Origin of the sequence: Chromobacterium vaccinii, assembly GCF_000971335.1 — a bacterium.
GTDB lineage: Bacteria > Pseudomonadota > Gammaproteobacteria > Burkholderiales > Chromobacteriaceae > Chromobacterium > Chromobacterium vaccinii.
In genome coordinates this window covers 121,537-144,291 of record NZ_JZJL01000005.1, presented here as the reverse complement: position 1 = coordinate 144,291, position 22,755 = coordinate 121,537, and the positions used below count along the sequence as shown (strand labels likewise).

At 57.6% G+C, this 22,755-nt stretch carries 24 protein-coding genes; 12 read left to right on the top strand and 12 right to left on the bottom strand.

The annotated features are described in order from the left end of the window. Positions 1-381: alpha/beta fold hydrolase (locus VL52_RS24960; RefSeq protein ID WP_160298910.1), on the top strand; the 381-nt coding region annotated here is incomplete at its 5' end. Between the two features lie 229 nt (positions 382-610). On the opposite strand, the gene VL52_RS23725 is transcribed toward VL52_RS24960, so the two are convergent. The 3 genes from VL52_RS23725 to VL52_RS24955 all read right to left on the bottom strand — a co-directional run bounded on the left by VL52_RS23725 (position 611) and on the right by VL52_RS24955 (position 3,254). Further along, entirely contained in the window at positions 611-1,981 is a 1,371-nt protein-coding gene (locus VL52_RS23725; RefSeq protein WP_082113614.1) for a S41 family peptidase, read from the bottom strand. Between the two features lie 12 nt (positions 1,982-1,993). After that, on the bottom strand, positions 1,994-3,001 hold the full coding sequence (locus tag VL52_RS23720; RefSeq protein ID WP_082113613.1) for a radical SAM protein: 1,008 nt from the start codon (positions 2,999-3,001) through the stop codon (positions 1,994-1,996). A 79-nt stretch (positions 3,002-3,080) separates the two neighbouring features. Continuing rightward, the gene (locus VL52_RS24955) at positions 3,081-3,254 is read right to left on the bottom strand and encodes a hypothetical protein (RefSeq protein WP_160298909.1); all 174 of its coding nucleotides are present in this window, start codon (positions 3,252-3,254) and stop codon (positions 3,081-3,083) included. Between the two features lie 511 nt (positions 3,255-3,765). Between VL52_RS24955 and VL52_RS04210 the strand changes: the two genes are divergently transcribed. Further along, the gene (locus VL52_RS04210; protein WP_046155849.1) at positions 3,766-4,434 is read left to right on the top strand and encodes a BRO-N domain-containing protein; all 669 of its coding nucleotides are present in this window, start codon (positions 3,766-3,768) and stop codon (positions 4,432-4,434) included. Between the two features lie 77 nt (positions 4,435-4,511). Here VL52_RS04210 and VL52_RS24375 read toward each other — a convergent pair whose 3' ends face one another. From VL52_RS24375 to VL52_RS04195, 3 genes are all read right to left on the bottom strand, one after another. Then, entirely contained in the window at positions 4,512-4,934 is a 423-nt protein-coding gene (locus VL52_RS24375; protein ID WP_144410148.1) for a hypothetical protein, read from the bottom strand. A 93-nt stretch (positions 4,935-5,027) separates the two neighbouring features. Continuing rightward, the gene (locus VL52_RS04200; RefSeq protein ID WP_144410147.1) at positions 5,028-5,213 is read right to left on the bottom strand and encodes a hypothetical protein; all 186 of its coding nucleotides are present in this window, start codon (positions 5,211-5,213) and stop codon (positions 5,028-5,030) included. Between the two features lie 131 nt (positions 5,214-5,344). Further along, positions 5,345-5,809, bottom strand: a complete 465-nt coding sequence (locus VL52_RS04195; protein WP_046155846.1) for a MarR family winged helix-turn-helix transcriptional regulator — start codon at positions 5,807-5,809, stop codon at positions 5,345-5,347. A gap of 70 nt (positions 5,810-5,879) precedes the next feature. Here VL52_RS04195 and VL52_RS04190 point away from each other — a divergent pair, with 70 nt between their 5' ends. Further along, positions 5,880-6,419: a hypothetical protein gene (locus VL52_RS04190; protein WP_235429201.1), complete on the top strand. Its 540-nt coding sequence runs from the start codon at positions 5,880-5,882 to the stop codon at positions 6,417-6,419. A 253-nt stretch (positions 6,420-6,672) separates the two neighbouring features. Here the strand turns inward: VL52_RS04190 and VL52_RS04185 are convergent, their stop codons facing one another. Then, positions 6,673-7,647, bottom strand: coding sequence for a glycosyl hydrolase family 18 protein (locus VL52_RS04185; protein WP_046155845.1), 975 nt, complete (start codon positions 7,645-7,647; stop codon positions 6,673-6,675). Between the two features lie 366 nt (positions 7,648-8,013). Between VL52_RS04185 and VL52_RS04180 the strand changes: the two genes are divergently transcribed. From VL52_RS04180 to VL52_RS04155, 6 genes are all read left to right on the top strand, one after another. Beyond that, positions 8,014-8,436, top strand: a complete 423-nt coding sequence (locus tag VL52_RS04180; RefSeq protein WP_052717529.1) for an SRPBCC domain-containing protein — start codon at positions 8,014-8,016, stop codon at positions 8,434-8,436. A gap of 815 nt (positions 8,437-9,251) precedes the next feature. After that, on the top strand, positions 9,252-9,698 hold the full coding sequence (locus tag VL52_RS23095; protein ID WP_052729117.1) for a hypothetical protein: 447 nt from the start codon (positions 9,252-9,254) through the stop codon (positions 9,696-9,698). 33 nt (positions 9,699-9,731) lie between these two features. Continuing rightward, positions 9,732-11,630 carry a GMC family oxidoreductase gene (locus VL52_RS04170; RefSeq protein ID WP_046155843.1) on the top strand — a complete coding sequence of 633 codons (1,899 nt, stop codon included), beginning with the start codon at positions 9,732-9,734 and terminating at the stop codon, positions 11,628-11,630. After that, complete coding sequence (locus VL52_RS04165; protein ID WP_052729115.1) at positions 11,623-12,759, top strand: ferritin-like domain-containing protein; 1,137 nt, start codon at positions 11,623-11,625, stop codon at positions 12,757-12,759. The genes VL52_RS04170 and VL52_RS04165 overlap by 8 nt, the downstream gene beginning before the upstream one ends. Positions 12,760-13,094: 335 nt before the next feature. Continuing rightward, complete coding sequence (locus VL52_RS04160; RefSeq protein WP_046155842.1) at positions 13,095-13,769, top strand: hypothetical protein; 675 nt, start codon at positions 13,095-13,097, stop codon at positions 13,767-13,769. A gap of 204 nt (positions 13,770-13,973) precedes the next feature. Further along, positions 13,974-15,032, top strand: coding sequence for an RNA methyltransferase (locus VL52_RS04155; RefSeq protein ID WP_046155869.1), 1,059 nt, complete (start codon positions 13,974-13,976; stop codon positions 15,030-15,032). Between the two features lie 73 nt (positions 15,033-15,105). Here the strand turns inward: VL52_RS04155 and VL52_RS04150 are convergent, their stop codons facing one another. The 5 genes from VL52_RS04150 to VL52_RS04125 form a co-directional block, all read right to left on the bottom strand. Next, entirely contained in the window at positions 15,106-16,419 is a 1,314-nt protein-coding gene (locus VL52_RS04150; RefSeq protein WP_082113612.1) for an aerolysin family beta-barrel pore-forming toxin, read from the bottom strand. Positions 16,420-17,082: 663 nt separating this feature from the next. Next, positions 17,083-17,307 carry a hypothetical protein gene (locus VL52_RS04145; protein WP_046155840.1) on the bottom strand — a complete coding sequence of 75 codons (225 nt, stop codon included), beginning with the start codon at positions 17,305-17,307 and terminating at the stop codon, positions 17,083-17,085. A gap of 226 nt (positions 17,308-17,533) precedes the next feature. Next, positions 17,534-18,760, bottom strand: a complete 1,227-nt coding sequence (locus VL52_RS04135; protein ID WP_046155838.1) for a sugar MFS transporter — start codon at positions 18,758-18,760, stop codon at positions 17,534-17,536. Positions 18,761-18,776: 16 nt separating this feature from the next. Then, complete coding sequence (locus VL52_RS04130) at positions 18,777-19,451, bottom strand: transaldolase family protein (RefSeq protein ID WP_046155837.1); 675 nt, start codon at positions 19,449-19,451, stop codon at positions 18,777-18,779. After that, on the bottom strand, positions 19,448-20,314 hold the full coding sequence (locus tag VL52_RS04125; RefSeq protein WP_046155836.1) for a helix-turn-helix transcriptional regulator: 867 nt from the start codon (positions 20,312-20,314) through the stop codon (positions 19,448-19,450). Before VL52_RS04125 ends, VL52_RS04130 begins: the two co-directional genes overlap by 4 nt. Positions 20,315-20,640: 326 nt before the next feature. On the opposite strand from VL52_RS04125, the gene VL52_RS04120 reads away from it, so the two are divergent. The 3 genes from VL52_RS04120 (at position 20,641) to VL52_RS04110 (ending at position 22,751) form a co-directional block, all read left to right on the top strand. After that, positions 20,641-21,423 (top strand): M949_RS01915 family surface polysaccharide biosynthesis protein, encoded by a 783-nt coding sequence (locus VL52_RS04120; RefSeq protein ID WP_046155835.1) that lies wholly within the window; start codon positions 20,641-20,643, stop codon positions 21,421-21,423. A gap of 180 nt (positions 21,424-21,603) precedes the next feature. Next, a complete protein-coding gene (nfsB, locus tag VL52_RS04115) occupies positions 21,604-22,257 on the top strand; it encodes an oxygen-insensitive NAD(P)H nitroreductase (RefSeq protein WP_046155834.1) in 654 nt (217 codons plus the stop codon). Positions 22,258-22,295: 38 nt separating this feature from the next. Continuing rightward, a complete protein-coding gene (locus VL52_RS04110; RefSeq protein WP_046155833.1) occupies positions 22,296-22,751 on the top strand; it encodes a VOC family protein in 456 nt (151 codons plus the stop codon). Positions 22,752-22,755: the final 4 nt, after the last annotated feature.

Here is a 22,755-nt window from a genome sequence, read left to right as displayed (position 1 = left end):
CTACCGCACATGATGCGCATCGGCATGGCGAATCCCCCTTATATTCCGAGCTTCATGCTTTCCGCGCTGGCAAGGGCTGCCATGCAGCGCCAAGCCATCAACCGGAAGATCGTCGAAGAAATCGCGCGCGACATCAATCAAACAGCCAACCTGGCAAAAGTCCATGTCCCATCGTTGATCATCTGGGGAGCCGAAGACAAAGTCGAACATGTAGCCAACGCGGAGTTTCTGCATCAACGGCTGGCTAACAGCAAAAAGATCGTCATGCCTGGCATTGGCCACGTCCCCATGGTGGAAACGCCCAAACCCGTGGCAGCGGCGTGCAAAGGTTTCCTCACCTCACTACCCAGCGTTGCCGATATGCAATTAAACGCTATCTGAAGACTACGTCTTGCTACACCTCAGATTCTGGATATCGCTATATTTTAACATCACGGCGGAATACTTCTCCGTGGAGACCGCCCTATCGAACTTGGCATCTTTCACATCTGACGAAAGCACCGACTTCATCTGGATATTCCACCGAACCTCTAATCAAAAATGGCAGACTGGGCTGAACTTGTGAAATCCAAAATTTACTGTGGAATAGAAGTAATTAACCGAATACTTTTTATATCACATCACTAAGGATCCAATCCCGCAGCACAGCAGTATTATTTATATCCCCCTCATATTTTACATGTGGAATATAAGCTTGATTACTTTCTCTAGGCCTATTACGCCACATTTTTATTGGAATACATAACTCCGCAACATTTTCAATGTTAACAATTACTTGCTCAGTATAAACTGTATCCGCACCAGTCGCTTGTCCCACATGAATCACACCAGGCAATTGAAGAACAATGTCAACAAAGTCAAGGCACGCGCTACGACAATCAGACCTTGTAATTAATATCACCTTGGGTAACATTTTCGGATTTGAGATTAATTTCTCTCTCTCCCTCCCCCATTCTACAAGCCACTCCAACCCGGAATTCCACGCCCAAGTGAAATTTTCCTTCAATTTATTAATCCACTCTCTAAATTCCTTCGGACAATTCTCAGCAGACTCTATACAGCAGCTAACCTGCTCAATATATTTAAAAATGAGTGGACTAATCTTCCATGCCGCATATGATTTTTTACAATCACTATTTGCAAGCCACTCAATATAATCCTTACCATAAATAGCCTCAAGCAATTCAACCCCATAAAAGCTGCTACCACCTTGATTCCCACGCGTATCTAATACCAAAACATCAACAGACTCCAACCCCTTCGCCTGATCCAAAAAAACTCCCCACTCCGCATCTCCCTCGCATCCGGGCATAAAGTCAGGTATATTCAGCCAATATACACCTTTATTAATCTCATTCAACTCAGGCCTGAAAATAATATCCGTGGATTTATTATTTCCCTCCTCATAAATTTTTTTAGAAAGCATTGTATATTTTTCAATACTACCATCAGAAAGCCTGAAATTACACACAGATGGAAGTGGGCAAAACTTATTAAGAGAACCTTTTCTGAAGCTTGCAAAATCAATCATCTTTTCTACCCAGCTATCCAGATGGTCTCGTACGTCAACGAAACGAGCAACCCCGTTACTGATATACTGAAGAGGCTTTACTCCATCACAACTAACACAACAAGCACCTAGTGGAGGCAATCTGACAGGCCATTCATCAGATATCTCATTGACGACCATATCTCCATTTACTAATTTCGCTCTCCATCCTTGCCAGAAAAAAAAATCACTCTGATCGTGCAGTATCAAATTTAAATGCGAATCTTTAAACCCAACGACATAATAAATCGAAGGAAAAAACAACTCATCTTTCGTATTTACTTTTTTTGTTAGCTCAATGGCTTCTGCATATCCAAAATCAAACCAACTGCATGCAGCAACATCCCCACATGAAATAGCTGGATACCCGATTAATATACACTGCCTAATTAAATCCAGATACTCTTTAGATTGTGCGCCACAATTATTCATTTTCTTTCAACCTTACAAACCTGCATCAAAAATAGGTATAAAATTATCATATTTTGGTAACCCATATAAAGGGCATGCCAATTTATCAACATTCATATCAGAGAATCCATGCATCCATAATTTGGACTTCTCCATATCCAGCTCTAAGCTACCATCCTCCTTTATAAAACCTATTCTATTCCTCACATCGTTCAACGCAGTTGTGCACTTGCCAATTTCACCATTTGACCTTATCAAAAATGAATTTAATGTAGCTGCATAACAGACAGTTGCAGAATTATCCCTCTCATCTTCCTTTTGATTCCAAGCCATTTTCACAGCCTTCACAACCTCATCCGACCTTACCTTTTCTGCCAAAGCAAGACCAGACTCACTGAAAGCGCCACCAAAATCCCCAATCGCTATAGGGTGAACCGAAAATCTTTTATCATTCAGAAAGCTTTCCATTAAAAATGGCAACAAACCTTCTTTCACATCATCATAATTCCCATCATGAATATGCAATCTTAGAACAATATCAAAATCAACATCTAAACTTTTAGCATCAACAAGGTTTTTGACTATCCTATCAAACGTTCCTTTTCCACTAATTTTCCTTCTTGTCAAATCATGTGCATTTCTACTGCCATCTAGAGTAATTTGATATTCCTTCACGCCAAGATTTACCAACTTACTCAAAACTCTTTTATTTAACCCAAAACCATTTGTTGAAATAGTCCCCCCCCCAAGCTTTACCCCATAAGCTTCTTGCATCTCAAAAGCAAAACATGATAGCTCCTCGATAATATCAACGGCCAACAGTGGCTCCCCACCGAACCAGTGCAAATTTAACACCTTTAGCCCGGCCTCGCACCGTGTCCTCATTAACCTTTTAATACCATCAACTACTTTACGCTCCATTTTTCCATATAAAAAATCTTCATAGCAATACGTACATCTGAAATTACATTGTTCTGTAACCATTAATCTTAACTCTAGGAGATCGCTTGATATCGCTTTCAGAAACATCCTATCCCGCATGGCTAACTTCTTTCATATTCATTTAATAACAATATCAAATATAAAAGGGTGGCAACTATAGTTACCACCCTATCCAACCTTACTCTATAGGAGCTCTTGCACACTTAATGCCACAAATACCATTATTCCTCGGAGCTGCGGCACCGCCCGCTACCACATCCAACTCTTGCTCTGTCAATTCTAATGGCTTCATATCACTTAATACTTCGCCCTTATCGGAAAAAGACAATGAATCAATAAAATTCTTATCCATACAATCTCCAGAGTAAATTTAATTTCCCCACAAACCATAACTTGTGTGTGGCAAGTTAAAATACAGCATCAATGGAAATATGTCAATGGCATTTATTAATCATTTTTCTAACATATCTGCACCGAATGCCAAAAATAGAATTGGTGCCACACCTAATTAAGTACTTGTATAGATAGGCTTAACAAAATAAAAATTTGACTATCTACAATTTTTTAATTAGCCTAATTCAACAGTGCTCAACACACTTCCGTTAGCGGTGGCCCACGCCCGAAAGCCGTGGTTGTTCAACACGCCATGCATTGCATCCCACACGCGCCCTTGCGCTCGCAATGCTTGGTCGGGCAAAGCCGTTTGGAGACATCGCTATGGATGCTCGTCTTATCGTTTCTCTCTCCCCTCCCCTAATTCGCCCTCCCCGCCGTGCGTCGCGTGCATCGTTGCGCCTGCGTGCCGCATATCGCCTTGCGTTTTTGGCAGCGTGGTTTGCGCGTTTGCTTGGGGAGGATCGGCCATGAGCGCGGCTATCGATCAGCAGGTGAATGCGCCGCTGCGGTTGGATTTCGCCAAGGGTTTGGCCATGCGGGTGGTGCGGCAGCCGGAGGGTTTTTGGCTGGTGGCCGCGGAGGTGGCCGCGTCCATGAAGCTGGAGGTCAAGGATTTGCTGAAGGCGCTAGGCGAGCCGCTGGGGCGGCCCTTGCGGCTGGCGGACGAGGCGGAACCGGTGTTGTGCCTGTCCGAAGGCGAGCTGGACGAGGTGTTCCGCCGCATCAAGAAGCCCGGCGCGCGGCGGCTGAGGCGCTGGTGGCTGGAAGAAATCCGCCCGGCCTTGCTGCATGAGGCCGGAGCGGCCAATACGGTGGAAACCCTGCACCTGGCGCTGGCACTCGCCGCGGAGGCGGCGCAGCAAGTCAGCCGCGCGGTGATGGAGGCGGTGCTGAGCGAGCCCGGCCGCTGGCAGCATTCGCGCTGGGTGGTGGCGCTGGACTACGCGCCCAACAACAAACAACGCTGGCCGCACGGCAGACTGATCGGCTTGAACTGCAGCGTCTCCACGCTCAGCGGCATGGCGGAGCTCATCGCCCCGCCCGGCAAGATGCCGGCCACCAGCGCGGAGCTGCTCAAGCTGGCCACAGCCTGCCAGCTGCGTTTGTCGGAGCGAGTAGACAAATTTGCCAGCTAAGTGCGCTCCGCAACAAAAACACCGCTTCAGCGTTACGAAGCGGTGTTTTCATTTTATGCGGCGCGCCAGCACAAGCATCAGCTATTGGCCTGGTAAGCCTTCAACACTTCTAGACCGCGACTTTCGGCGCGCACTTGGGCCAGGGTTCCAAACGCCTTGCTGCTGTCTATCAGGCTTTGCGTACCGGCTAGCAAATCAAACCGCTCCGCTTGCGGCGCGTCTTGCTGTTCGTTAAGTAAGCGGAGATAAACCGCAGGCACCATGCTCTGGAACTCTTCCGAACTCAACTTTCCCGTATTGGCTAAGCCCGACAACACATCATAAGCCTCTCCCGTCGTAATGCTTTTCAAGTTGAGATGCTCGGGTGGCGCCGCAGCCGCGGGAAAATTACTTTTAGGTTTTGCAGCATCCAGTAGCTGGGGGAAACTGGGTGTGGCCCCACGTTCAAAAATGGGCCTAGTTGCTATCGTTTCTTGCTTTGAAATTGCGGATAACAGCATTTTTCCTCCTTTGCGCATGGTGCTCGATAAAGCTTCAGCTAGTACCACAAGCTTGCCACATACTCTTTGGTATGCGCTATTGTACGATCTCCTTTAATTACGCCCATCATAGGCAAGCAGCCGGAAAACTGCTGAAAGCGCCATCCACAGCACGCCCATGGCCGGCAAGAAATACATCGCGGCCATCTGCAAGAAAATGATGAAATACAGCCACTCTCCATCCGTTGCGCGCCAACACCAAACTATGGCAATCACCCAATAAAGCGCTGCCACGATCAAAAACCTTTTCCCTTCACTTATCTTTGTTATCCGCATCTTGCCAAGCCCGTCCTATGGATATTCATCTCTGCCTCTCAGTCACGCCCTGCGTCTATGGCGCGGAATCGGCAAAAGCTGACGGAACGAACGGCTCAACCCGCATCCTCCGCCAGCCGCGCCTGCAGCATGGACAGCACCTGCCGCAGCACGGCGATTTCTTCCAGGCCCATGCCCTCCGCCAGCCGGTTGATCCACGGCGCTTGCAGCTTCATCGCGGCGTTGTAGGCCTCCCGGCCCAGATCGGTCAGCACAATCAGCGAGGCGCGGCGATGGTGGGGGTTGTCGGCGAATGCCACCCAGCCTTCCTTGGCTAGATCGTTGACGATGCGCTGAACGTTCTGGCGATTGCCGCCCATGTCGCGCGCCAGCCATGCCACCGGCTGCGGGCGCTCAGCCGCCACTATCGTGCCCAGCACCTGCCAGCGGGCGCTGGTGAGGCCCAGCGGCGCCACCAATCTATCCCCTTGCGTCAGCAAGCCGTTGTTTACCCTGAATAAGTCCAGCACCACATCCGACAACGCCTCGCCCGCGGCCGTTCTTTCGTTTTGCTGTTGCATTTACCCCACCTTGCAAGCGGACAACAAAATGTCTTTTTGACATCATGGTGTCAATGTGAAAACATGAACCATGTTAGCCGATGTCGCGCTCATTGTCTGCTGCGCGCGCGGCGGCACCGCGTTTCGTTTCATTCGCAGCAAGGATTCAAGCATGAACAAATCTCTTCTTCACGCCGTCGCCGCCACGGTCGCCGCCTTGGCCATTGCCGTCTTCTGGAGCGCCACCGTCGTCTCCGAGCTGTTCCTAGGCCATGGAGACATCGCCGCCGTCAAACATGCTATCGCCTGCATCGGTGTGCCGGTATTGGTAACAGCCATGGCGTTGACGGGCGCCAGCGGAGCCATGCTGGCCAAGGGTCGCAAAGGTAAACTGGTGGAGAACAAAAAGAAGCGGATGCCGCTCATCGCCATCAACGGTCTGTTGATCATGATCCCCTGCGCGCTGTTTCTAAACCTGCGCGCGCAAGCCGGCGTGTTCGACTCAGCGTTCTACGCGGTTCAGGCCCTGGAGCTGGCCGTGGGGCTGGCGCAGCTGACGATGATGGGGAAAAACTTCCGCGACGGCCTAAAGCTGGCCGGCAAACTGCGCGCTCGCCCGCAAACGGCCTGAGTCCCGCAGGCACGACGCAAACCTTGGGAACGAGACATCGCATGGCTCGGCCAGTGACGAATCGCGGACACCTCTCTTCCCCCCGCTCGGCAAGACTGGCAGGAATGCCGCGTCAGTTCTCAGGCGCGGCATTGATTGCCAAACCAGGCAAGATGCCTGTCACCAGCAACGCTGGCGGAGCGGACTGAGAGCATGGCGGAGCGGCGCGCTCCGGTAAGCACCGCTTAAGGCGCATCCCGTCTCGACTCGGCCGTTACGGCCGGCCTGACGTTTGCTTGGCGTTCAGTATTTGCGTGAATACTTGGTCCCAGGAAGGCGCAACCGCATTGTTCGAACTATACGACCAGCCATTCAACCCGCCCGGCGCGACATTTAGCGCCGACAAGGCATCCCTCAGCTGAGCGGGACTGACATAGCCGGAACTGCACTCAACCGGCGGCGGCGCCATCGCAACGGTAACCGCAACCTGACGAGCGCTGGTGCTGGCGCCCGCCACCATTGGCCAGTCGTTTAGCAAAACGGCTAAGGTGTTTTCCACCGCCTGCTGCGATGCGAAATCGCTCTGGTTGTATATCTGCACATTCAACCAACTCACCGCCTCGCCGGAAAGCTGCATCATCTTGCTGTACAAGCCGTTGGGGTTGGCGCTCACCTCGCCAACGCCCCAGTCGCCGATCAGCAGATAGGGGGTTTGCGGCGCATGCGTCAACAGCGCTCCCGATGGAAGATCCCGGCGCAGCGCCAGATTAAGGTTGGCCAGGCGGCAGGCCCAAAAATCGCTTTGCACGCCGCCGCTATAAGAAGCGAAGTTTTCAAGATCAAGATCAATGCCATGGAAACCCTGGCCATAATCGGTTGGATACGGAGCGCCCGACAGTGAATGCACGGTTATCGGCCCACCCCGCAAAATCTGCCAAATCGCGGCCAGAAACGGGGCATAACCTGCCTGGCTGATCTCGGTGGACTCAGGGGATAGGAACAGGAATTCCAGCGTCTCCGGCAGCACCGCTCCGCCGCCTATCGAGAACAATACTTTCTTGTTGCTGCGGTGCAGACGATCGATCCAGTCGCCAGGCTGCCAATCCGCCATCGGACCGTCGACGCAGGCTTGGCCATTGGCAAAGCTGACGAAGGTGGCAATAACCGTATTGAATTCTGAATCGCACAATTGATCGATATCGCTTTTCGGGCTTGCCTTCAGGTATACCGCCTTGATCTCTTGGTCCATGATCTGCTCTTGACGAAATTATCGAAACTGAGCGCGCCACCCTGCCGGATAAGCCGAAAAATCTGCCGCTCGCTTTGAATAACGATCAGGGCTTAAATGCGTGAATGCCTGCTGAATCGACAGGCTCCAGCTCAACACTCATCGGGATGAGATAAAAAGCGACGATACCGCCAGAGCCGCCATTCCAAATAAATGGCTTGGCGCATCAAGCTTGTACTGGTTAGCAGTATTTCGCGCCTCGCGGGATGCGCCCTTTCTCTTCCATCCAATCAAGCAGAAAACGGCATCGCCCGCATGCTGCTAGAATAGGATGAAGCCGAGCAGTAGATGTCTCTCACTGACTTCCACCAAAAGATGGAGCAAACGATGACCACGTTCACCGCCTCTCGCGACATCCCCGCCAGCCGGGAGCAAATTTTCGCCGCGATCAGCTCGCCGGAGCGGCTGGCGCGCTGGTGGGGCCCCGCCGGCTTCAGCAACACCTTCGATGTATGCGAGTTCCAGACTGGCGGGCGCTGGTCGTTCACCATGCATGGTCCGGATGGCAAAAACTATCCCAATGAAAGCGTGTTCGCCGAGGTGGCCGAACCGGAGAAAGTAGTTGTGGAGCATGTCTCCAGCCCCGCGTTCCGCCTGACGATTGCGCTGGAAACCCGGCTGGGCTCCACCCGGGTGATCTGGTCTCAACTATTTGAAGACGCCGGCCAGGCCGAGGGCTTAGCCTCCATCGTCATTCCCGCCAACGAACAAAACCTGAAGCGGCTGGAGGCCGAGGTTCTACACCCCTAGCCAGTAGGTTCCGCGCGCGATGTCCCTCCAAGGCCGCTGCAGGATGGCGCCGCTCCTGCGCCAGAGGCGGCTCATGAGGCTGGATCAGAACATGCATGCAAAAACATGCGAAATCAGATCGTTGCTGTCCAGATGCAAGGCGTAGGTATTGATCATCCCTAGAGTAGGTCTGAACAAGCCCCCGGCCTTGCCGTAAACTGCCCCCATCTCAGCCAGCCCCGGGACACCGCCATCCGACAGCAGATGACCGTCTCCGATCTCGAACTCGCCGCAAGAAGAAACGCACCCGCCGCGAAATTTTCCTGGCCGAGATGGATCAGGTCATGCCTTGGACGCAGCTCGAAGCGGTCATCGATCCGGCTTATTCCAAGCCCGGCAACGCGGCAAAAAATGGCCGCTGCCGCAAAAAGACTTTGAACAGAATCTAAAGTCAATCCAATCTAATCGGCTACGCATGGCGGCGCCTGTCGCCCCCCTTGCAGACCTCCCTTCTGGTTTTTCGCGGCTTAACTGCTGCGTATAAGTACTAATTGAATTTCCATTGCGGCGAAATTTATAACCAATATATTGTGAAAAGCGAATACCCGGAAATTCTTGCCATTCATAAAAAACAAGAGGGGGACAAATGCAAATGAATCGCATATTCAATATTGCCGCATGGCGGCATCTCCTCTCTTGAATACATCCACCCCGCACCGCGCCCGCCGCAGCAATCCGTAAAAATCAGCAATAGTCCGCGCCATGCCTGGCTGGGATCGCGCCTGGCATTTCCGGCTCAAACACGCCGTCATTCACGCATCTGGAGGGAAAAGCCAATGAACGAGCCCCTGCTTTTGTTTTTGGATATTTCATCTCATCTGACCGGCTTCAGCGTAACGGAACTGGAAGCCACCGGCATGTCCGGCGTCTATTGGGACACGGTCCAGTACCAGAGCGCCCCCTCGACGCTGGATGGCTTCCTCAACTGCGGCAGGCAAATCCTGAAGGATGGCCGCGGCAATGAAGACGAGATCCACCAGATGATGGCTTCGCAACTGTTCCCCGCAGATAAGTTCGGCTGCCTGGCGCAGAACATCATCAATCTCTGGTACTTCGGCCAATGGGTGCCGGCCAATCAGAAACTCAGCCTGCCCATGCAGCACAACGTCAGTCCCGAGGCCTATGTCCAGGGCCTGGTGTGGAACGCGGCGCAAACCCATCCGCCCGGCGCCAAGCAACCCGGCTTCGGCTCCTGGGCGGAAAAACCGCTCGGCGCCGGCTGACCTCTCTTTCAATTACTGCCAAGCGAGCACACCATGCGCGACCAACAATACGACGTAGTCATCGTCGGCACGGGCATTGCCGGAGCCGTGCTGGCCAAGAATCTCACCCGGGCAGGCAAGCGGGTGCTGATGCTGGAGGCCGGGCTGAAAGCCGGACTGGAGCTGGATGCCGAAGCCGCCTTCGCCAACTACCAGTCCTATCTGGACACCTTCCATTACAAAGCCGCCCCGGCCACCAACGGCCCTTATCCCGCACTGGAGGACGCGCCGGCGCCCAATGTGCTGGACATCACACTGGACATCCCGGCGGAACAGCCCGGTTATCTGGTGCAAATGGGGCCGCAGGCCTTCGGCAGCGACTGTCTGCGCACCCCCGGCGGCACCACGCTGCACTGGCTGGGCAACGTGCCGCGCATGCTGCCCAACGATTTCCGCATGCGCACCCTGTATGGCCGCGCGGTGGACTGGCCGATCAGCTACGACGACCTCAAGCCCTATTACGAACTGGCCGAGCTGGAGATAGGCGTGTCCGGCGATGTAGCTGCCCAGGTGGGCCCGGACATGAACCGCTCCAATTACGGCGAGCGCTATGTGTTCCCGATGCATGCGATCCCGCAGTCGTACCAGGACCTGGCGTGGATACGGAATGCCGCAGGCGCGAAAGTCAGCGTCGACGGGGTGGATTACCAGGTGAGCTTCGTCAGCATGCCGCAGGGCCGCAATTCCAACCCCAATCCTGCATACGGCCAGGGGGACATCCAGTGGTCGCCGGCGACGCAGCGCTTCGTCATCGAGAAAACCCGCGGCGTGTACCAGGTTGTCGGCTCGACATGGTCGCCTTACACCGGCGAACGCTGCGAGGGCAACGCCAGCTGCGTGCCGCTCTGTCCGGTCCAGGCCAAGTACAACGCCCTGAAAACCCTGAAGCAGGCCGACATGAACCGGCTTGTCGTCATCACCCAGGCTGTGGCGTCCAAAGTATTGGTCGACCCCGCCACCAAACAGGTGACCGGCATCGAGTACAAGCATTATCGCCACCCGGACGTAGGCGACTACGCCACGCATACCGCGCATGGCACGCTGTACGTGCTGGCCGCCAACGCGCTGGAGAACGCCAAGCTGCTGCTGATGTCCGGCGTCGCCAACTCCAGCGATCAGGTGGGCCGCAACCTGATGGACCACCTGGTGATGCTGACCTGGGGCCTGTTCAAGCACGAGAAGGTCTACCCCTACCGCGGACCGGGCTGTACCACCTACATCCCCACCTTCCGCGACGGCGCCTTCCGCAGCGATTTCGCGGCCTGGATCTCACCGGTGGACAACTGGGGCTGGTCATGGCCGACCAACGCGCCGGGCAGCGATGTCGGCAACGGACTGCAGGCCGGCCTGTTCGGCAAGGAGCTGCGCGCCTATCTGGCCGACCGCGTGCCGCGCCAGGCGCTGCTGCACTTCGAGTGCGAGCAGCTGCCGTCGCCGGACAACCGGATCACGATAGACGCTCGCTTCAAGGACAAGCTTGGCAACCCCAGGCCAGTCATTCACTACAGCGTCTCCGACTACGAGCGCAAAGCCTTCGCCGCCGCCAAGCAGGCATCCGACCAGATCTTCGCCCAGGCGCAAATCCAGGACTTCACTCAATACCAGTCCGACCAGCCGGATTCGGTGCAATGGGAAGGCGTGTGGTATGAGTTCTGGGGCGCCGGCCACATCGTCGGCACCCACCGCATGGGCAGCGACGCGGCCACCTCGGTGGTGAAGCCGACACAGCAAACCTGGGACCACGACAATCTATACCTGGTCGGCTGCGGCAACATGCCCACTCTCGGCACCTCCAACCCCACCCTTACCCTGACCGCGCTCGCCTTCATGGCCGCGGAGAACATCATCAGGCAGCTGGACGCGACGGCCTGCCAAGGAGGAAGCCATGAATAACAACTACGCGACGCAAACCTCCCGCGGCCGCCTCCGCCAGCGTCTGATCCGGCCGCTGGAGCCGGCGCTGCAAGCGCTGCTGCTTGCGCCCGCTCCGGAAGGCTTCCGCATCGGCGGCACGATCAAAACCATCGAGCAGCTGCGCGAGCATCTGCAAACCGCCATCGAGCTGGAGCACTCCACCATCCCCGTCTACCTGACCACGCTGTACACGCTGGACGAGCGCAAAAACCAGTTCGCCTACCAGGCCATCCAGGGCGTGGCGATGGAAGAGATGCTGCACATGATCCAGGCGTGCAACATCCTGAACGCGGTGGGCGGCAGCCCCGCCATCAACAAGCCGGATTTCATCCCGAAATATCCGACGCCCCTGCCCCACAGCGACGACGCCTTCCTGGTGTCGCTGCAGAAATTCTCGCCCGACGCCATCGACACCTTCCTGAAGATAGAAATGCCCGCCGGAAAGTGCGCGCCTCCGGAAGCCAACCACTACGCCACCATCGGCCAGTTCTACCACGCGATCCGGATCGCGCTGGTGGAGCTGGACGCGCACAACCGGCTGCACGGCGGCCCCGGCATTTTCACCGGCGATCCCACCCGCCAGGTGCTGCCCGAACATTACTATGGCGGCGGCGGCAAGCTGCTGCCGGTGCATGGGCTGCAGGACGCCTTGCTGGGCATAGAGGAAATCGTCGGCCAGGGAGAGGGCGTTGACGGCACCATCATCGACACCGACAGCATCCTGTTCGGCCAGGACGTGGAATACGCCCACTACTTCCGCTTCAACGAGGTCAAGCACGGTCGGCGCTACCGGCCCGACGACAACGCCAAATACCCGCCCACCGGGCCGGCAGTCGAGGTGGACTGGCAAGCGGCGGCGGACATGGCGCCCAACCCCAAGATGGCCGATTATCCGGAAGGCTCGCCGGTATGGAAGCAAACCCGGGAGTTCAATCGCATCTACACCAGTCTGCTCGACCAGCTGCACGTCGCCTGCAACGGCCAGCCGGCCAGCCTGGCCGAAGCCATCCCCATCATGTACCAGCTGAAGTACCAGGCCCAGGCGCTGCTGAACCTACCCAATGGCCGCGGCGGGCGCGCCGGTCCCAGCTTTGAATACATCGTCTAGGCCTCGCCTTGCCTCGACGGCATCCCGGACTGGGCGCCGCCAGGGCAAGGCGCCAGCGCCTGCCAGATCATGGCGAATGAACTCAGTAGTAACCGCAAGAATGGCGCAATCATCTTTTAGGGCAGGGTCGCCCTGGGCATCCTGATCTATTGTTGATTGGCCGTCGGCGCGGGAAACCGGCTTGGCTCCGAAGGGCAGCCTCCATACGCAGGCCTTGCAGCCCTGGCTGGCAATCATTTCTGCCCGGACACGCCGTCGCTTCCCGCCATAGGCTCAACGCAGCGATTTGAATCAACGAAATTTTCACGTCAACCGCAGATATCCAGGAGATAACCGTGGCCCCCTTCCCGACACCCGTCACCCAAGTCCGCGTCTACCCCTACATTCCGGATGCGCCCATCATCGTGCCTCCGGTGTTCACCGGCGGAGCCGGCACCTACTCGGTAGGCACGCTGACGACCAACATTTTCTACAATCTCGACCTGACTTCCGGAGAAGCCGAAAACGGCGGCCCTCACGCGGGCAACAAGTATTACGCCGTGTGCAAAGACGCTTCCGGCAAGGAATTCACCACGCCGTGGATGACGTGCCTGAAGGCCGGCCCGCAACCCCAGTTCGGACGCACCACCCATCTGGGCTATTCTGCGCACCAGACGGGAGCCGACGCCGGCTCCGACGCGGCGGTCGCCAGCCCCGACATCGCCTACCAGATCCACCTGTCCGATGTCGCTGTGAATGCCTACGTGCCGCCGACCGAGCCGCTGATAATCCCGCTGATTGAGGGCGGCAAGGGCATCGCCACCTTCGCCGGCCTGTTGCCGGGAGGCTCGTGGTCGGTCAGCGTGGCCGGCGGCGAACGCGTGAATCCGCTGCATCCTGGCATGACCGCCACCATCAGCGGCACCAACGTCGCCACAGGCAAGCCGTTCCACATCCCCGCCGTTTTCGTCACCAAGGAGGCTGGCGACCCGGCGATCTTCGTACAGCTGCGCCCTCCGCGCGAAAGCTGAACTAGCCGTTGAAACCTGAAACCAGAGCGCCGCATCCATCACAGGATGCGGCGCTCTGGCGTTATCCATTCCCATTCTCCAAACGCGGCCCGCATCCCGCCGGCAAAATCCCCACCGTTCCGAGCCGACTTGCGCTACGCTACGCGCCTTGTGCCGAAACGCGCGCCGCCGCGCGCGGGCAGCAACCGTATTCAGAAGCAGCGCATGCGTATTCAGGAATTCCATCAAGCCCTCGCCGGCATCGGCGCCCGCCCCTGCCATATCGGCCGCATCAACCGCGCCTGGCTCAAGGGGCAGCCGCTGGACGCCGGCACCCTCCGCCAAAAGAGCGAAGACTACTTCCCGTTGTCCGTGCGCAACGGTCTGCCGCCCATCGCCGCCCAGGTGGAAGCATTGGCCCGCATCCATTCGCGACACTCGGCGGACGATGGCTCGCTGCGGCTGCTGGTAGAACTGAACGATGGCCAGATGGTGGAAAGCGTACTGCTGCCGCGCGACGGGCTATGCGTGTCCAGCCAGGTGGGTTGCGCGGTGGGCTGCACCTTCTGCATGACCGGAAAAAGCGGCCTGCTCCGCCAGCTGGGCAGCGCGGAGATCGCCGCGCAGGTGGCGTTGGCGCGGCGCATCCGTCCGGTGAAAAAAGTGGTGTTCATGGGCATGGGCGAGCCGGCCCACAATATGGAAAACGTGCTGGAAGCCATCCAATGGCTGGGCACCGACGGCAATATCGGCCACAAGAACCTGGTGTTCTCCACCGTGGGCGATCCGCGCGTGTTCGAACGCCTGCCCCAGCTGCAGGTGAAGCCGGCCTTGGCGCTGTCGCTGCACACCACCCGCGCCGATTTGCGCGAACGGCTGCTGCCGCGCGCGCCGCGCATCGAGCCGGCCGAGCTGGTGGAGCTGGGCGAGGCCTATGCCCGCGGTTCAGGCTATCCCATCCAATACCAGTGGACGCTGCTGGCCGGCGTCAACGACAGCCGGGAAGAGATGGATGCCGCCGTGCGCCTGCTCAAGGGCAAATACGGCGTGCTCAACATCATTCCCTACAACAGCGTGGAGGGCGACGATTACCAGCGCCCCAGCGACGAGCGCATCGCCCAGTTCAAACGCTATCTGCACGACAACGGCGTGTTGACCAAGGTGCGCGACTCGGCCGGCCAGGACGTGGACGGCGGCTGCGGCCAGCTGCGCGCGCGGGCCGCCGGCGTCATCGATACCAGCCGGCTGCGAAAACGCCGCGGCGAATCCCGCCCTCATCAATAAAAAAACGCCTGCGCCCGGCATGCCGGCCCGGACACAGGCGCTGTTGCGGCAAATCAATCCCTTCTGGGTCTGATCACCTTAGCGGCGATGCGGCGGACGGCGCGGCCTGCGGCTTGCCCACCGTGAAGCGCAGGTTCTTCAAGCGGCCCGGCACATCCTTCAGGTCCCCGCTCACCACGCGATACTGGATCCCGCCGGAGGCCGCCGCGCCCAGGCTGGCCGAGCGGGCGGTCTGCGCCTGCGCGCTCAGCGGCCCCACCGGACCGGCCGTGATGGTGTAAGCCGTGGAGTCCACCGCGCTGAACACCCCGGTGAACTGCTGCTTGAACTTGCGCTTGGAAATCGAGCCGATGTAGTACTCGATGGTGCTGCGCGAGTACTGGTTCACCGTCCAAGGCCAATCCCATTTCGACGTCGCCGGGTTCAGGTATTGCGACAGCAGGTCCTGCGCGCCGTTCAGGCCGTCCTTGCCGCCGAACTTGCTCAGATAGAACGGACGGTTGGACGGATGGCCGTTCAGCGCATTGTCGCTGTAGCGCAGGAAGTTGTACAACTCCGCCTCGTAGGTCAGGAACATCTTGGAGGTGTACGGAATGTTGGCCTTCTGCTCGAACAGCGTCAGCGTGATCAGCCGCTTGCTCTTGGGCGGCAGCACCGCCCGGTATTCCGCGGTCTGCGAAGTGGTGCTGCTGGTGCCGTTGGTGGTGGTCCAGTCCGCCCCGGAAGCGATCTCCACAGCCACCGAGGTCTCGGCCCCGCCGATCAGCGGCAAGCCGCCCGTCCACTTGTTGGTCATCGTCACCTTGCCGCTGACGCTGATCTTGTCGGCTTTGGACCAGCTGACCGTGGAATCGTATTTCAGGTTGGCCACGCCGGTGTCGGACTGATCGCTGTGATTTTCCAGCACCACCGTCACCACTTTCAGCGGCTTCTTGTTGTACAGCTCCGGCGAACCCAGTTTCATGTCGTCCGGCTCCATCATCCACTGGATGTTGGAAAAGGCCATGCGGAAACGCTTATCGGCCCAATACCCGCCCGGCCCTTTCGGATCGTACTTGGCATTCATCATGTAGCGGTATTTATTGTCCGGCATCGACAGATTGTCCAACATGGTGTCGATGCGCCGGTATTCAAACTCCTTGCCCACCGCGGTATTGCCGTTGGTATTGCCGCCTACCCAGCCATAACCGAGATAATGCGCCAATGACGCCCATGGTTTGAAAAATGCGTCCGACGTCACGATTTTCTGGATGGTGGACTCGTTATCCGGGGACATCTCCGTATACACCACGTCGCTGAATTGCGGCACGGTATCCGCCGCCCATGCCTGCTGCTGGCAAGCAATGAGCAATATTGAAGCGGGAAGCGTGGCTTTTATCAATTTCATGTTTTATTCCCTGCGTAAGAAATAAATCAATGCAAGCGCCGGCCATCCGATCTGCCAATGGAATATTCCGGCCTTTATGCCACTGCAATGCAGAGCAAATGCTTTACTTTGCATGAAGAATCCTAATTAGTGCCGGACATCCATCGCAATATTTCTTAACGCCGCATTTGTAAACGTTTACCTAATTTCATTTACACATCACTAAAATGAAAAATACCAAGTAAAAATGCTTATGTCCTGGCGCTAGCTGTGGCGGGTTTAAAAACGCTGAAAATCAATAATCATCTGGTCGCGCCTTGATGCATTGCGCCGCACCAAATCCGTCCTTTAGAACAGGTGCCGCATTCGCCACATAATTGTCAGGCCGCACAACCCCATATCTGACAGCGGAAATGGACGCAGGCCTTTGTCGAGACCATTCGCAGCACGCGAATGCCGTCCAACGACGGCGGGTATTGCCGGGAAGGCTGGACGCAAGCGAGAGGCAGCGCCCGCGCTGACGGGGTGAGAGTGCTTAGGGATACAAGCGCCAGGCTACGCTGGCTAGGGGGGAAGCTACATGGCAGTTGGCAAGCTGGCGCGCTTCGCCGCCACGCGGACATCGCGCCGCAACGCCAGGTGTGACGCCAGTCCGTTCCGGTTGTAATCGGACTGGCTACGCCGTCACAGGGAGGGGGTATGGATATCGTCCGGATTCAACAGCCGGTGCTTCAGCCCCAGCTGCATCAGGGAAAGCAGGTATTCCTTGGTGAATACCAGCGAGCCTTCCCATTCCGATCCTTTTGCGCCGACGATCACCGGGCTGGTGACCAGCACCTGATCGCCCTGAATCACATCCAGAGCATAATCATCGTCCGCTATTTCCTTGACAAGTCTGCTTGGATTCATCACTGTTGCTCCTGGTGGGATTTTCCTGCATCGTTCAGTACTGAATCAAACTGCCGTGCAGCATGAAAAAAATCATACGACGCCAAGATATCCCATGCCGCGCCGGCAAATAAGTACAGATTTCTGTAGTCTTTCTTCTTCCTGTCCCAAAAGCCGAGCAACAGCGAAAATTCGCGCGCCAAAACGAATAAAGCCGGCTTTCGCCGGCTTCCTTGCGCCCATTCCCTCAAATCGAGCCAACCACAACCTGAGCGGTCTTCTCTTTCTCCAGATACACGCTGTACAGGAAGATCACGATGAAGCTGGCCAAGGGGATCGCATACGCCAGCGGCGTGCCGTAATGATCGGACACATAACCCATCAAATAGGGATAAACGGCCCCGCCGCTCACCGACATCGCCAGGATGGAGCTCGCGCGCTTGGTCTGGCGCTCCAGTCCCTTGATCGCCAGCGAGAAAATGGTGGGAAACATGATGGACATGAAGAAGAACATCAAGGTCAGCGCGCCCACCGCGATTACGCCGCCCATGGTCACCACCACCAGCGACAGCAGGATGTCGGCAAAGGCGAACAGCATCAGCAATCGGCCTGCGGACAGCCGGCCGATGGCAAAAGTGCCGACGAAGCGCCCCGCCATGAACAGCATCATCGCCAGCGACAGCAACCAGGCCGCCGACTGCGCGTTCAGCCGCATGCCGCTCTCCATCGCGTAATTGATGAAGAAGGCCCCGATCCCCACCTGCGCCGCCACGTAGAGGAACTGCGCCAGCACCCCGAACACGAAGCGCCCGTTGCGGATCAGCGGCCGCCCTTCCTCTCTGGCGGCGGCCTCATACCGTCCCGCATCCGGCATCGGCGTTCTGGCGATGGCCAGCGCCAGCAGCGCCACGAATGCGGCGATCCATGCATAGACCTGCATCACCATGTCGTGCTGCGCGCCAGAGGGCGCGCTATTGCCCAGCTTGAAGAAGAAGGCTCCGCCGATCAACGGCCCCACCACGGTGCCCAGTCCGCAAAAAGCCTGGGCCATGTTCAGCCGCCGCTCGGAACGGTTCTCGTCCCCCAGCAGAGAAATATAGGGGTTGGCGGTGGTTTCCAGGAAGCCCGACCCGCAAGCCAGCACGAACAGCGACAGCACGAAGGCCAGGAAGCTGGCGTTCAGCAGCGACGGGATGAACAACAGCGCGCCGACGGCGAAGAAGCACAAGCCGGCGATCAGCCCGCGCTTGTAGCCGAAGCGCTCGTTGAACAAGGCCGCCGGGATGGCGATCACGAAATAGGCCAGGAAATAAGCGGTCTGCAGCCAGCCGGAATCCGCCTTGGACAACCGCATCGCCTGCTGGAAATGCTTGTTCAGCACATCCAGCAAGCCGTAGGACATGCCCCACAGGAAGAAGGTGCAGGTCACCAGAATGATGGTTTTCTTCAACAGCGCGTCATCACGATTCATCATTTGCTTTCTTGCCTTCTCACGCCTTGAACAGCGCGGCGTCCCGCGTCAGCCCGTTGCTCTGCCATGCCGCGTCGAACTTGCGCAGGCTTTGCTCGATGTCCTCGCTGGACGCGTGGAGCTGCTGGAACACCTCCACCGGCAGCGTGGCCGCGGCCACCCCGGTTTGCGCGCAGCGCAGGAACTGATCCACCGTTTTAACCGCCGCCGCCAGGATGGCGGTCTTGTAGCCGTAAGCGTCCAACAGCCGCTGCGACTGCTCCAGCACCTCGAAGGCGTTGCCGGTGGAAAGCTCTATCCGGTTCACATAGGGCGCCGCGTAGCTGGCGCCGGCCAGCGCCGCCAGCGCCAGCTGCCGGGTCTCGAAAATGGTGGTCGCCAGCGTGGAGATGCCCTCGCGTTCGAGAATAGACATCGCGCGGAAGCCATCCCCCGCCGCCGGAATCTTGACAACCATCCTGGGACTGATGCCGGCGATGCGCCTAGCCTGCGCCAGCATGCCGTCCAGTCCGCGCGCCGCCACCTGCACCGCCAGCGGACCGCTCTGGGCATCCAGTATCTCGCCCAGCACCGCCTCCACATCCCGGTTGGACGTCGCCAGGATCGACGGATTGGTCGTCACGCCGGACAGCACGCCCATGGCCTGGGCCTTGCGGATGGCGTCAATGTCTATCGTGTCCAGCCATATCTTCATTTGCTTGCACCACTCGCCACGGAAAAGGGGTAAATATTGCGCGCGCTCAGCTTGCCGATCACAAAGCCCAGCTGGCACAGCGACCGGCAATTGAGCCGCTCCTTGATATTCTTGATGTGTTTGTTGACCGCGTCGCTGGTGATGTCCAGCGAAACGGCCGCTTCGGCACAGGACGCCCCGCCCACCAGTTCGCGCATCAGCGCCACTTCCTTCTTGGTCAGGTAGGCGTTATGGTCCGAGTCTCCCAGATAGATGCGCGACACATCGCGGCGGTCCATCAGGCTGTAGAAGTCGGAAACCAGCATGTCGTGGTTGATGTCGCTGTCCAGGATCAGCTTGCCTTTGGCCGATTCCGGCAGGTAGATCCGGTCATGGCCGGCGGATTCGATCACGTCGTGCAGCTTGTACTTGAACAGCGAGACGAACTGATGCAGATAAGCCATCTTGCCGGCCAGATAGTCATTGTTGACGCTGTTGTCGTAAACCGAGCCGAAGTGGAAGAAGTCGCAGTAGCCCTCGCTGCGCTCGATCAGCGTCACGCCGTTGTCAATGCCGAACAGCGCCGCCGCCGAATAAATGGGCTCGCGGTTCAGCCAGTTCCAGAACACGTAGCCGTCGGTGAAATTGTCCGAATCCTTTTCGAACACCGCCAGCTGGAACATTTCCTGCCGCCAATAATGCTGGATCCAGTCCGGAGAATTGGTCAGGGCGATGCGGGAGCCATCAGCGTAATGCCGATCGAAAGTGAAATAAGCGATTTTCAGGCTGCGCAGCGGCCGGGTGAATTCCATCACCGCGTCGGTGGCGGTGAATGACGCGTTGGTCGCGTAAAACCTGTCGCTTTGGAAATTGATGCCCGTCATCGCCCACCCGGCAGTCTTCCGCCTGCGGGGCGTTTCCTCTGCCGCCTGCGCAGATTCGAGTCGATATAATCAGAAATAAAACTGTTCATATAGCTACAAATTACGCTTTAGGAGGTTTTAAGAAAAACGAATCATATCACCAAACCCCAAACCAGAATCCATCAATAAATTCGCTCATTCGGCAACCGTCCATGTACGAACATATATATCGATAAAATAAACCGCCTCCGTTTTTCGCTCCCGACATATCCATTGAAAGAACAGACTTTTCCCGTCTTCGCGGATTGCGTAATATTCCGGCCTTTCGTTTGCCTACGGATTCGAATATGCGCCGTTTTCCCGCCCGCCCCCCTCTTGCCGCCCTGCTATTGGCCTTGGCCGGCTGCCATGGACAAGGCGGCGCGCAACCTGCCGCCGAGGTCCCGGCGAAGCCAGGCCCGGTCAGCCGGGCGGCTACCATTCCCAAGGGCGTGGAGGTCAAGGGCAAGCTGGTGGCGGCCTATAGCTGGCGGGACAGCGCAGGCGACAATCTGCTGGTGCTGGGCGAAACCCATGAGGACCGAGCCAGCGACGAAACCGAATCGTCGCGCCTGTACGCGGCGCAATACCGCGTGGACGCGGGACGCCCCAAACGCCTGTGGGCGCTGAATGACGGCGTGGATCAATGCCTGTTCGATGCCAGCGCGGAATTCGACCTACCGGCAGTAAGCTTCCCTATACTGGGCCGGGACGGCGCGCGCGCGGTGGCGCTGGCTTATCGCCAGACCTGCACCAGCGACGTCAGCCCCAACGAGTACAAGCTGATCCTGCACGCCGGCAAGGGCAAGTTCGGCCTGCGCGGCGCCGACCGCTACGGCGTGCGCAACCGAGATCAGAAAACAGGAGAGGTGGAAGGCCTGCGCCTCCCAGCAGACTGCAGCGCCGGCGCCCAACGCGACTTGCTGCGCCGCGAAGGCGGCTCGCTGTTCGAACCGCCGCTGCCCGGCTGCTACCAGGATGAAAATGATTTCGCCAAGGCTCCGCCCGCCTACCTGGAATACATGAAGAAACAGTGGTTCAAGCGAATGCGGGAGCTCGACCAGGCATGGCTGGACGGACAGACCGCTTGAGCCCGTGAGCCGAAAGATCCGGCGCGTTTTCGGCCATTTTCAAAAAAACCAAGTAAGTGATTCTGGTAAGAACTAGTTTTTCTCTCGCAGTTTGCAAAGGATCATGCATTAACTGGGCCTCCTATCCCGCGCGAACCGAAAACGGAGGCCAACCGATCACAGACACCCAAGGCAAACACCATGAACATCGCCCACTACGCCAAAACCCGCTACACCACCAAAGCCTTCGATCCCGACTTCACGCTGAGCCCGGATCAGTTGGAGCAGATCGAAACGCTGCTGCGCCACAGCCCCTCGTCCACCAACTCCCAGCCCTGGCATTTCTTCATCGCCGGCAGCGAAGAAGGCAAGGCCCGCGTCGCCAAGGCCACCGCCGACGGCTATGCCTTCAACCAGGCCAAGGTGCTCAACGCCTCCCACGTGGTGGTATTCTGCACCCGCATCGCGCTGGACGATGCCTACCTGCAGACGCTGCTGGACCAGGAAGAGCGCGACGGCCGCTTCGCCGGCGCCGAAGCCCGCGCAGGCCAGCTCAAGACACGCTCGCTCTTCGCCGACATGCATCGCTTCGAACTGCGCGACGCCTCGCATTGGCTGGAAAAGCAGGTTTACCTGGCCGTCGGCACCCTTCTGCTGGGCGCATCGGCGCTAGAAATCGACGCCTGCCCGATAGAAGGCTTCGACCAGCGAGCGCTGAGCGAGGAATTGGGATTGCGGGAGAAGGGACTGGTCGCCTCGGTGATCGTCGCGCTGGGCCGCCGCTCGGACAAAGACTTCAACGCCAAGTTGCCAAAGTCCCGCTTGCCGGCCGACGCCGTCATCACCCGGCTGTGACTTTATCGCGCCGCCCCGGCGGCGCAGGAGGGATCGCGATGAACATCCAGGGAATCGACCATTTCACGATACGCGCCGCCAACCTGGAAACCAGCGCGGCCTTCTATCAGCGGGTGCTGGGCCTGAGCGACGGCCCGCGCCCGGGTTTCCGCTTTGCCGGGAAATGGTTGTACGCCGGCGGCAGGCCGGTGCTGCACTTGGTGGCGGCAAGCGCGGACAATGCCGAACTGGAAGCATATCTGGGCGGCCGCGCAGCCAGGGCCGGCTCCGGCCGCGTCGACCACATCGCGCTGCGCGGGCAAAATCTGATGGACATGCAAATGCGGCTGCTGTCGCTGGGGCAAAACTTCCACGAGCGCGTGGTGCCGGAGCTGGGCGAGCACCAGTTGTTCATCGACGATCCGGACGGCGTCAGGATAGAACTGATCTTCCCCTACTTCCCGGAAAACCAGATGGCCGGCGAGCAACTGCCGCGGCTGGACATCCAGAACTGACGGC

What these genes read in the sequence shown, in the direction of transcription:
- VL52_RS04135 (WP_046155838.1), bottom strand. Translation starts at nt 18,760, where the DNA reads ATGATGAATCGTGATGACGCGCTGTTGAAGAAAACCATCATTCTGGTG.
- VL52_RS04165 (WP_052729115.1), top strand. Translation starts at nt 11,623, where the DNA reads ATGAATAACAACTACGCGACGCAAACCTCCCGCGGCCGCCTCCGCCAG.
- VL52_RS04145 (WP_046155840.1), bottom strand. Translation starts at nt 17,307, where the DNA reads ATGAATCCAAGCAGACTTGTCAAGGAAATAGCGGACGATGATTATGCT.
- VL52_RS04185 (WP_046155845.1), bottom strand. Translation starts at nt 7,647, where the DNA reads ATGGACCAAGAGATCAAGGCGGTATACCTGAAGGCAAGCCCGAAAAGC.
- VL52_RS23095 (WP_052729117.1), top strand. Translation starts at nt 9,252, where the DNA reads ATGAACGAGCCCCTGCTTTTGTTTTTGGATATTTCATCTCATCTGACC.
- VL52_RS23720 (WP_082113613.1), bottom strand. Translation starts at nt 3,001, where the DNA reads ATGCGGGATAGGATGTTTCTGAAAGCGATATCAAGCGATCTCCTAGAG.
- VL52_RS04180 (WP_052717529.1), top strand. Translation starts at nt 8,014, where the DNA reads ATGACCACGTTCACCGCCTCTCGCGACATCCCCGCCAGCCGGGAGCAA.
- VL52_RS04210 (WP_046155849.1), top strand. Translation starts at nt 3,766, where the DNA reads ATGAGCGCGGCTATCGATCAGCAGGTGAATGCGCCGCTGCGGTTGGAT.
- VL52_RS04120 (WP_046155835.1), top strand. Translation starts at nt 20,641, where the DNA reads ATGCGCCGTTTTCCCGCCCGCCCCCCTCTTGCCGCCCTGCTATTGGCC.
- VL52_RS24955 (WP_160298909.1), bottom strand. Translation starts at nt 3,254, where the DNA reads ATGGATAAGAATTTTATTGATTCATTGTCTTTTTCCGATAAGGGCGAA.
- VL52_RS04150 (WP_082113612.1), bottom strand. Translation starts at nt 16,419, where the DNA reads ATGAAATTGATAAAAGCCACGCTTCCCGCTTCAATATTGCTCATTGCT.
- VL52_RS23725 (WP_082113614.1), bottom strand. Translation starts at nt 1,981, where the DNA reads ATGAATAATTGTGGCGCACAATCTAAAGAGTATCTGGATTTAATTAGG.
- VL52_RS04155 (WP_046155869.1), top strand. Translation starts at nt 13,974, where the DNA reads ATGCGTATTCAGGAATTCCATCAAGCCCTCGCCGGCATCGGCGCCCGC.
- VL52_RS04110 (WP_046155833.1), top strand. Translation starts at nt 22,296, where the DNA reads ATGAACATCCAGGGAATCGACCATTTCACGATACGCGCCGCCAACCTG.
- VL52_RS04190 (WP_235429201.1), top strand. Translation starts at nt 5,880, where the DNA reads ATGTTAGCCGATGTCGCGCTCATTGTCTGCTGCGCGCGCGGCGGCACC.
- VL52_RS04170 (WP_046155843.1), top strand. Translation starts at nt 9,732, where the DNA reads ATGCGCGACCAACAATACGACGTAGTCATCGTCGGCACGGGCATTGCC.
- VL52_RS04195 (WP_046155846.1), bottom strand. Translation starts at nt 5,809, where the DNA reads ATGCAACAGCAAAACGAAAGAACGGCCGCGGGCGAGGCGTTGTCGGAT.
- VL52_RS24375 (WP_144410148.1), bottom strand. Translation starts at nt 4,934, where the DNA reads ATGCTGTTATCCGCAATTTCAAAGCAAGAAACGATAGCAACTAGGCCC.
- VL52_RS04125 (WP_046155836.1), bottom strand. Translation starts at nt 20,314, where the DNA reads ATGACGGGCATCAATTTCCAAAGCGACAGGTTTTACGCGACCAACGCG.
- nfsB (WP_046155834.1), top strand. Translation starts at nt 21,604, where the DNA reads ATGAACATCGCCCACTACGCCAAAACCCGCTACACCACCAAAGCCTTC.
- VL52_RS04130 (WP_046155837.1), bottom strand. Translation starts at nt 19,451, where the DNA reads ATGAAGATATGGCTGGACACGATAGACATTGACGCCATCCGCAAGGCC.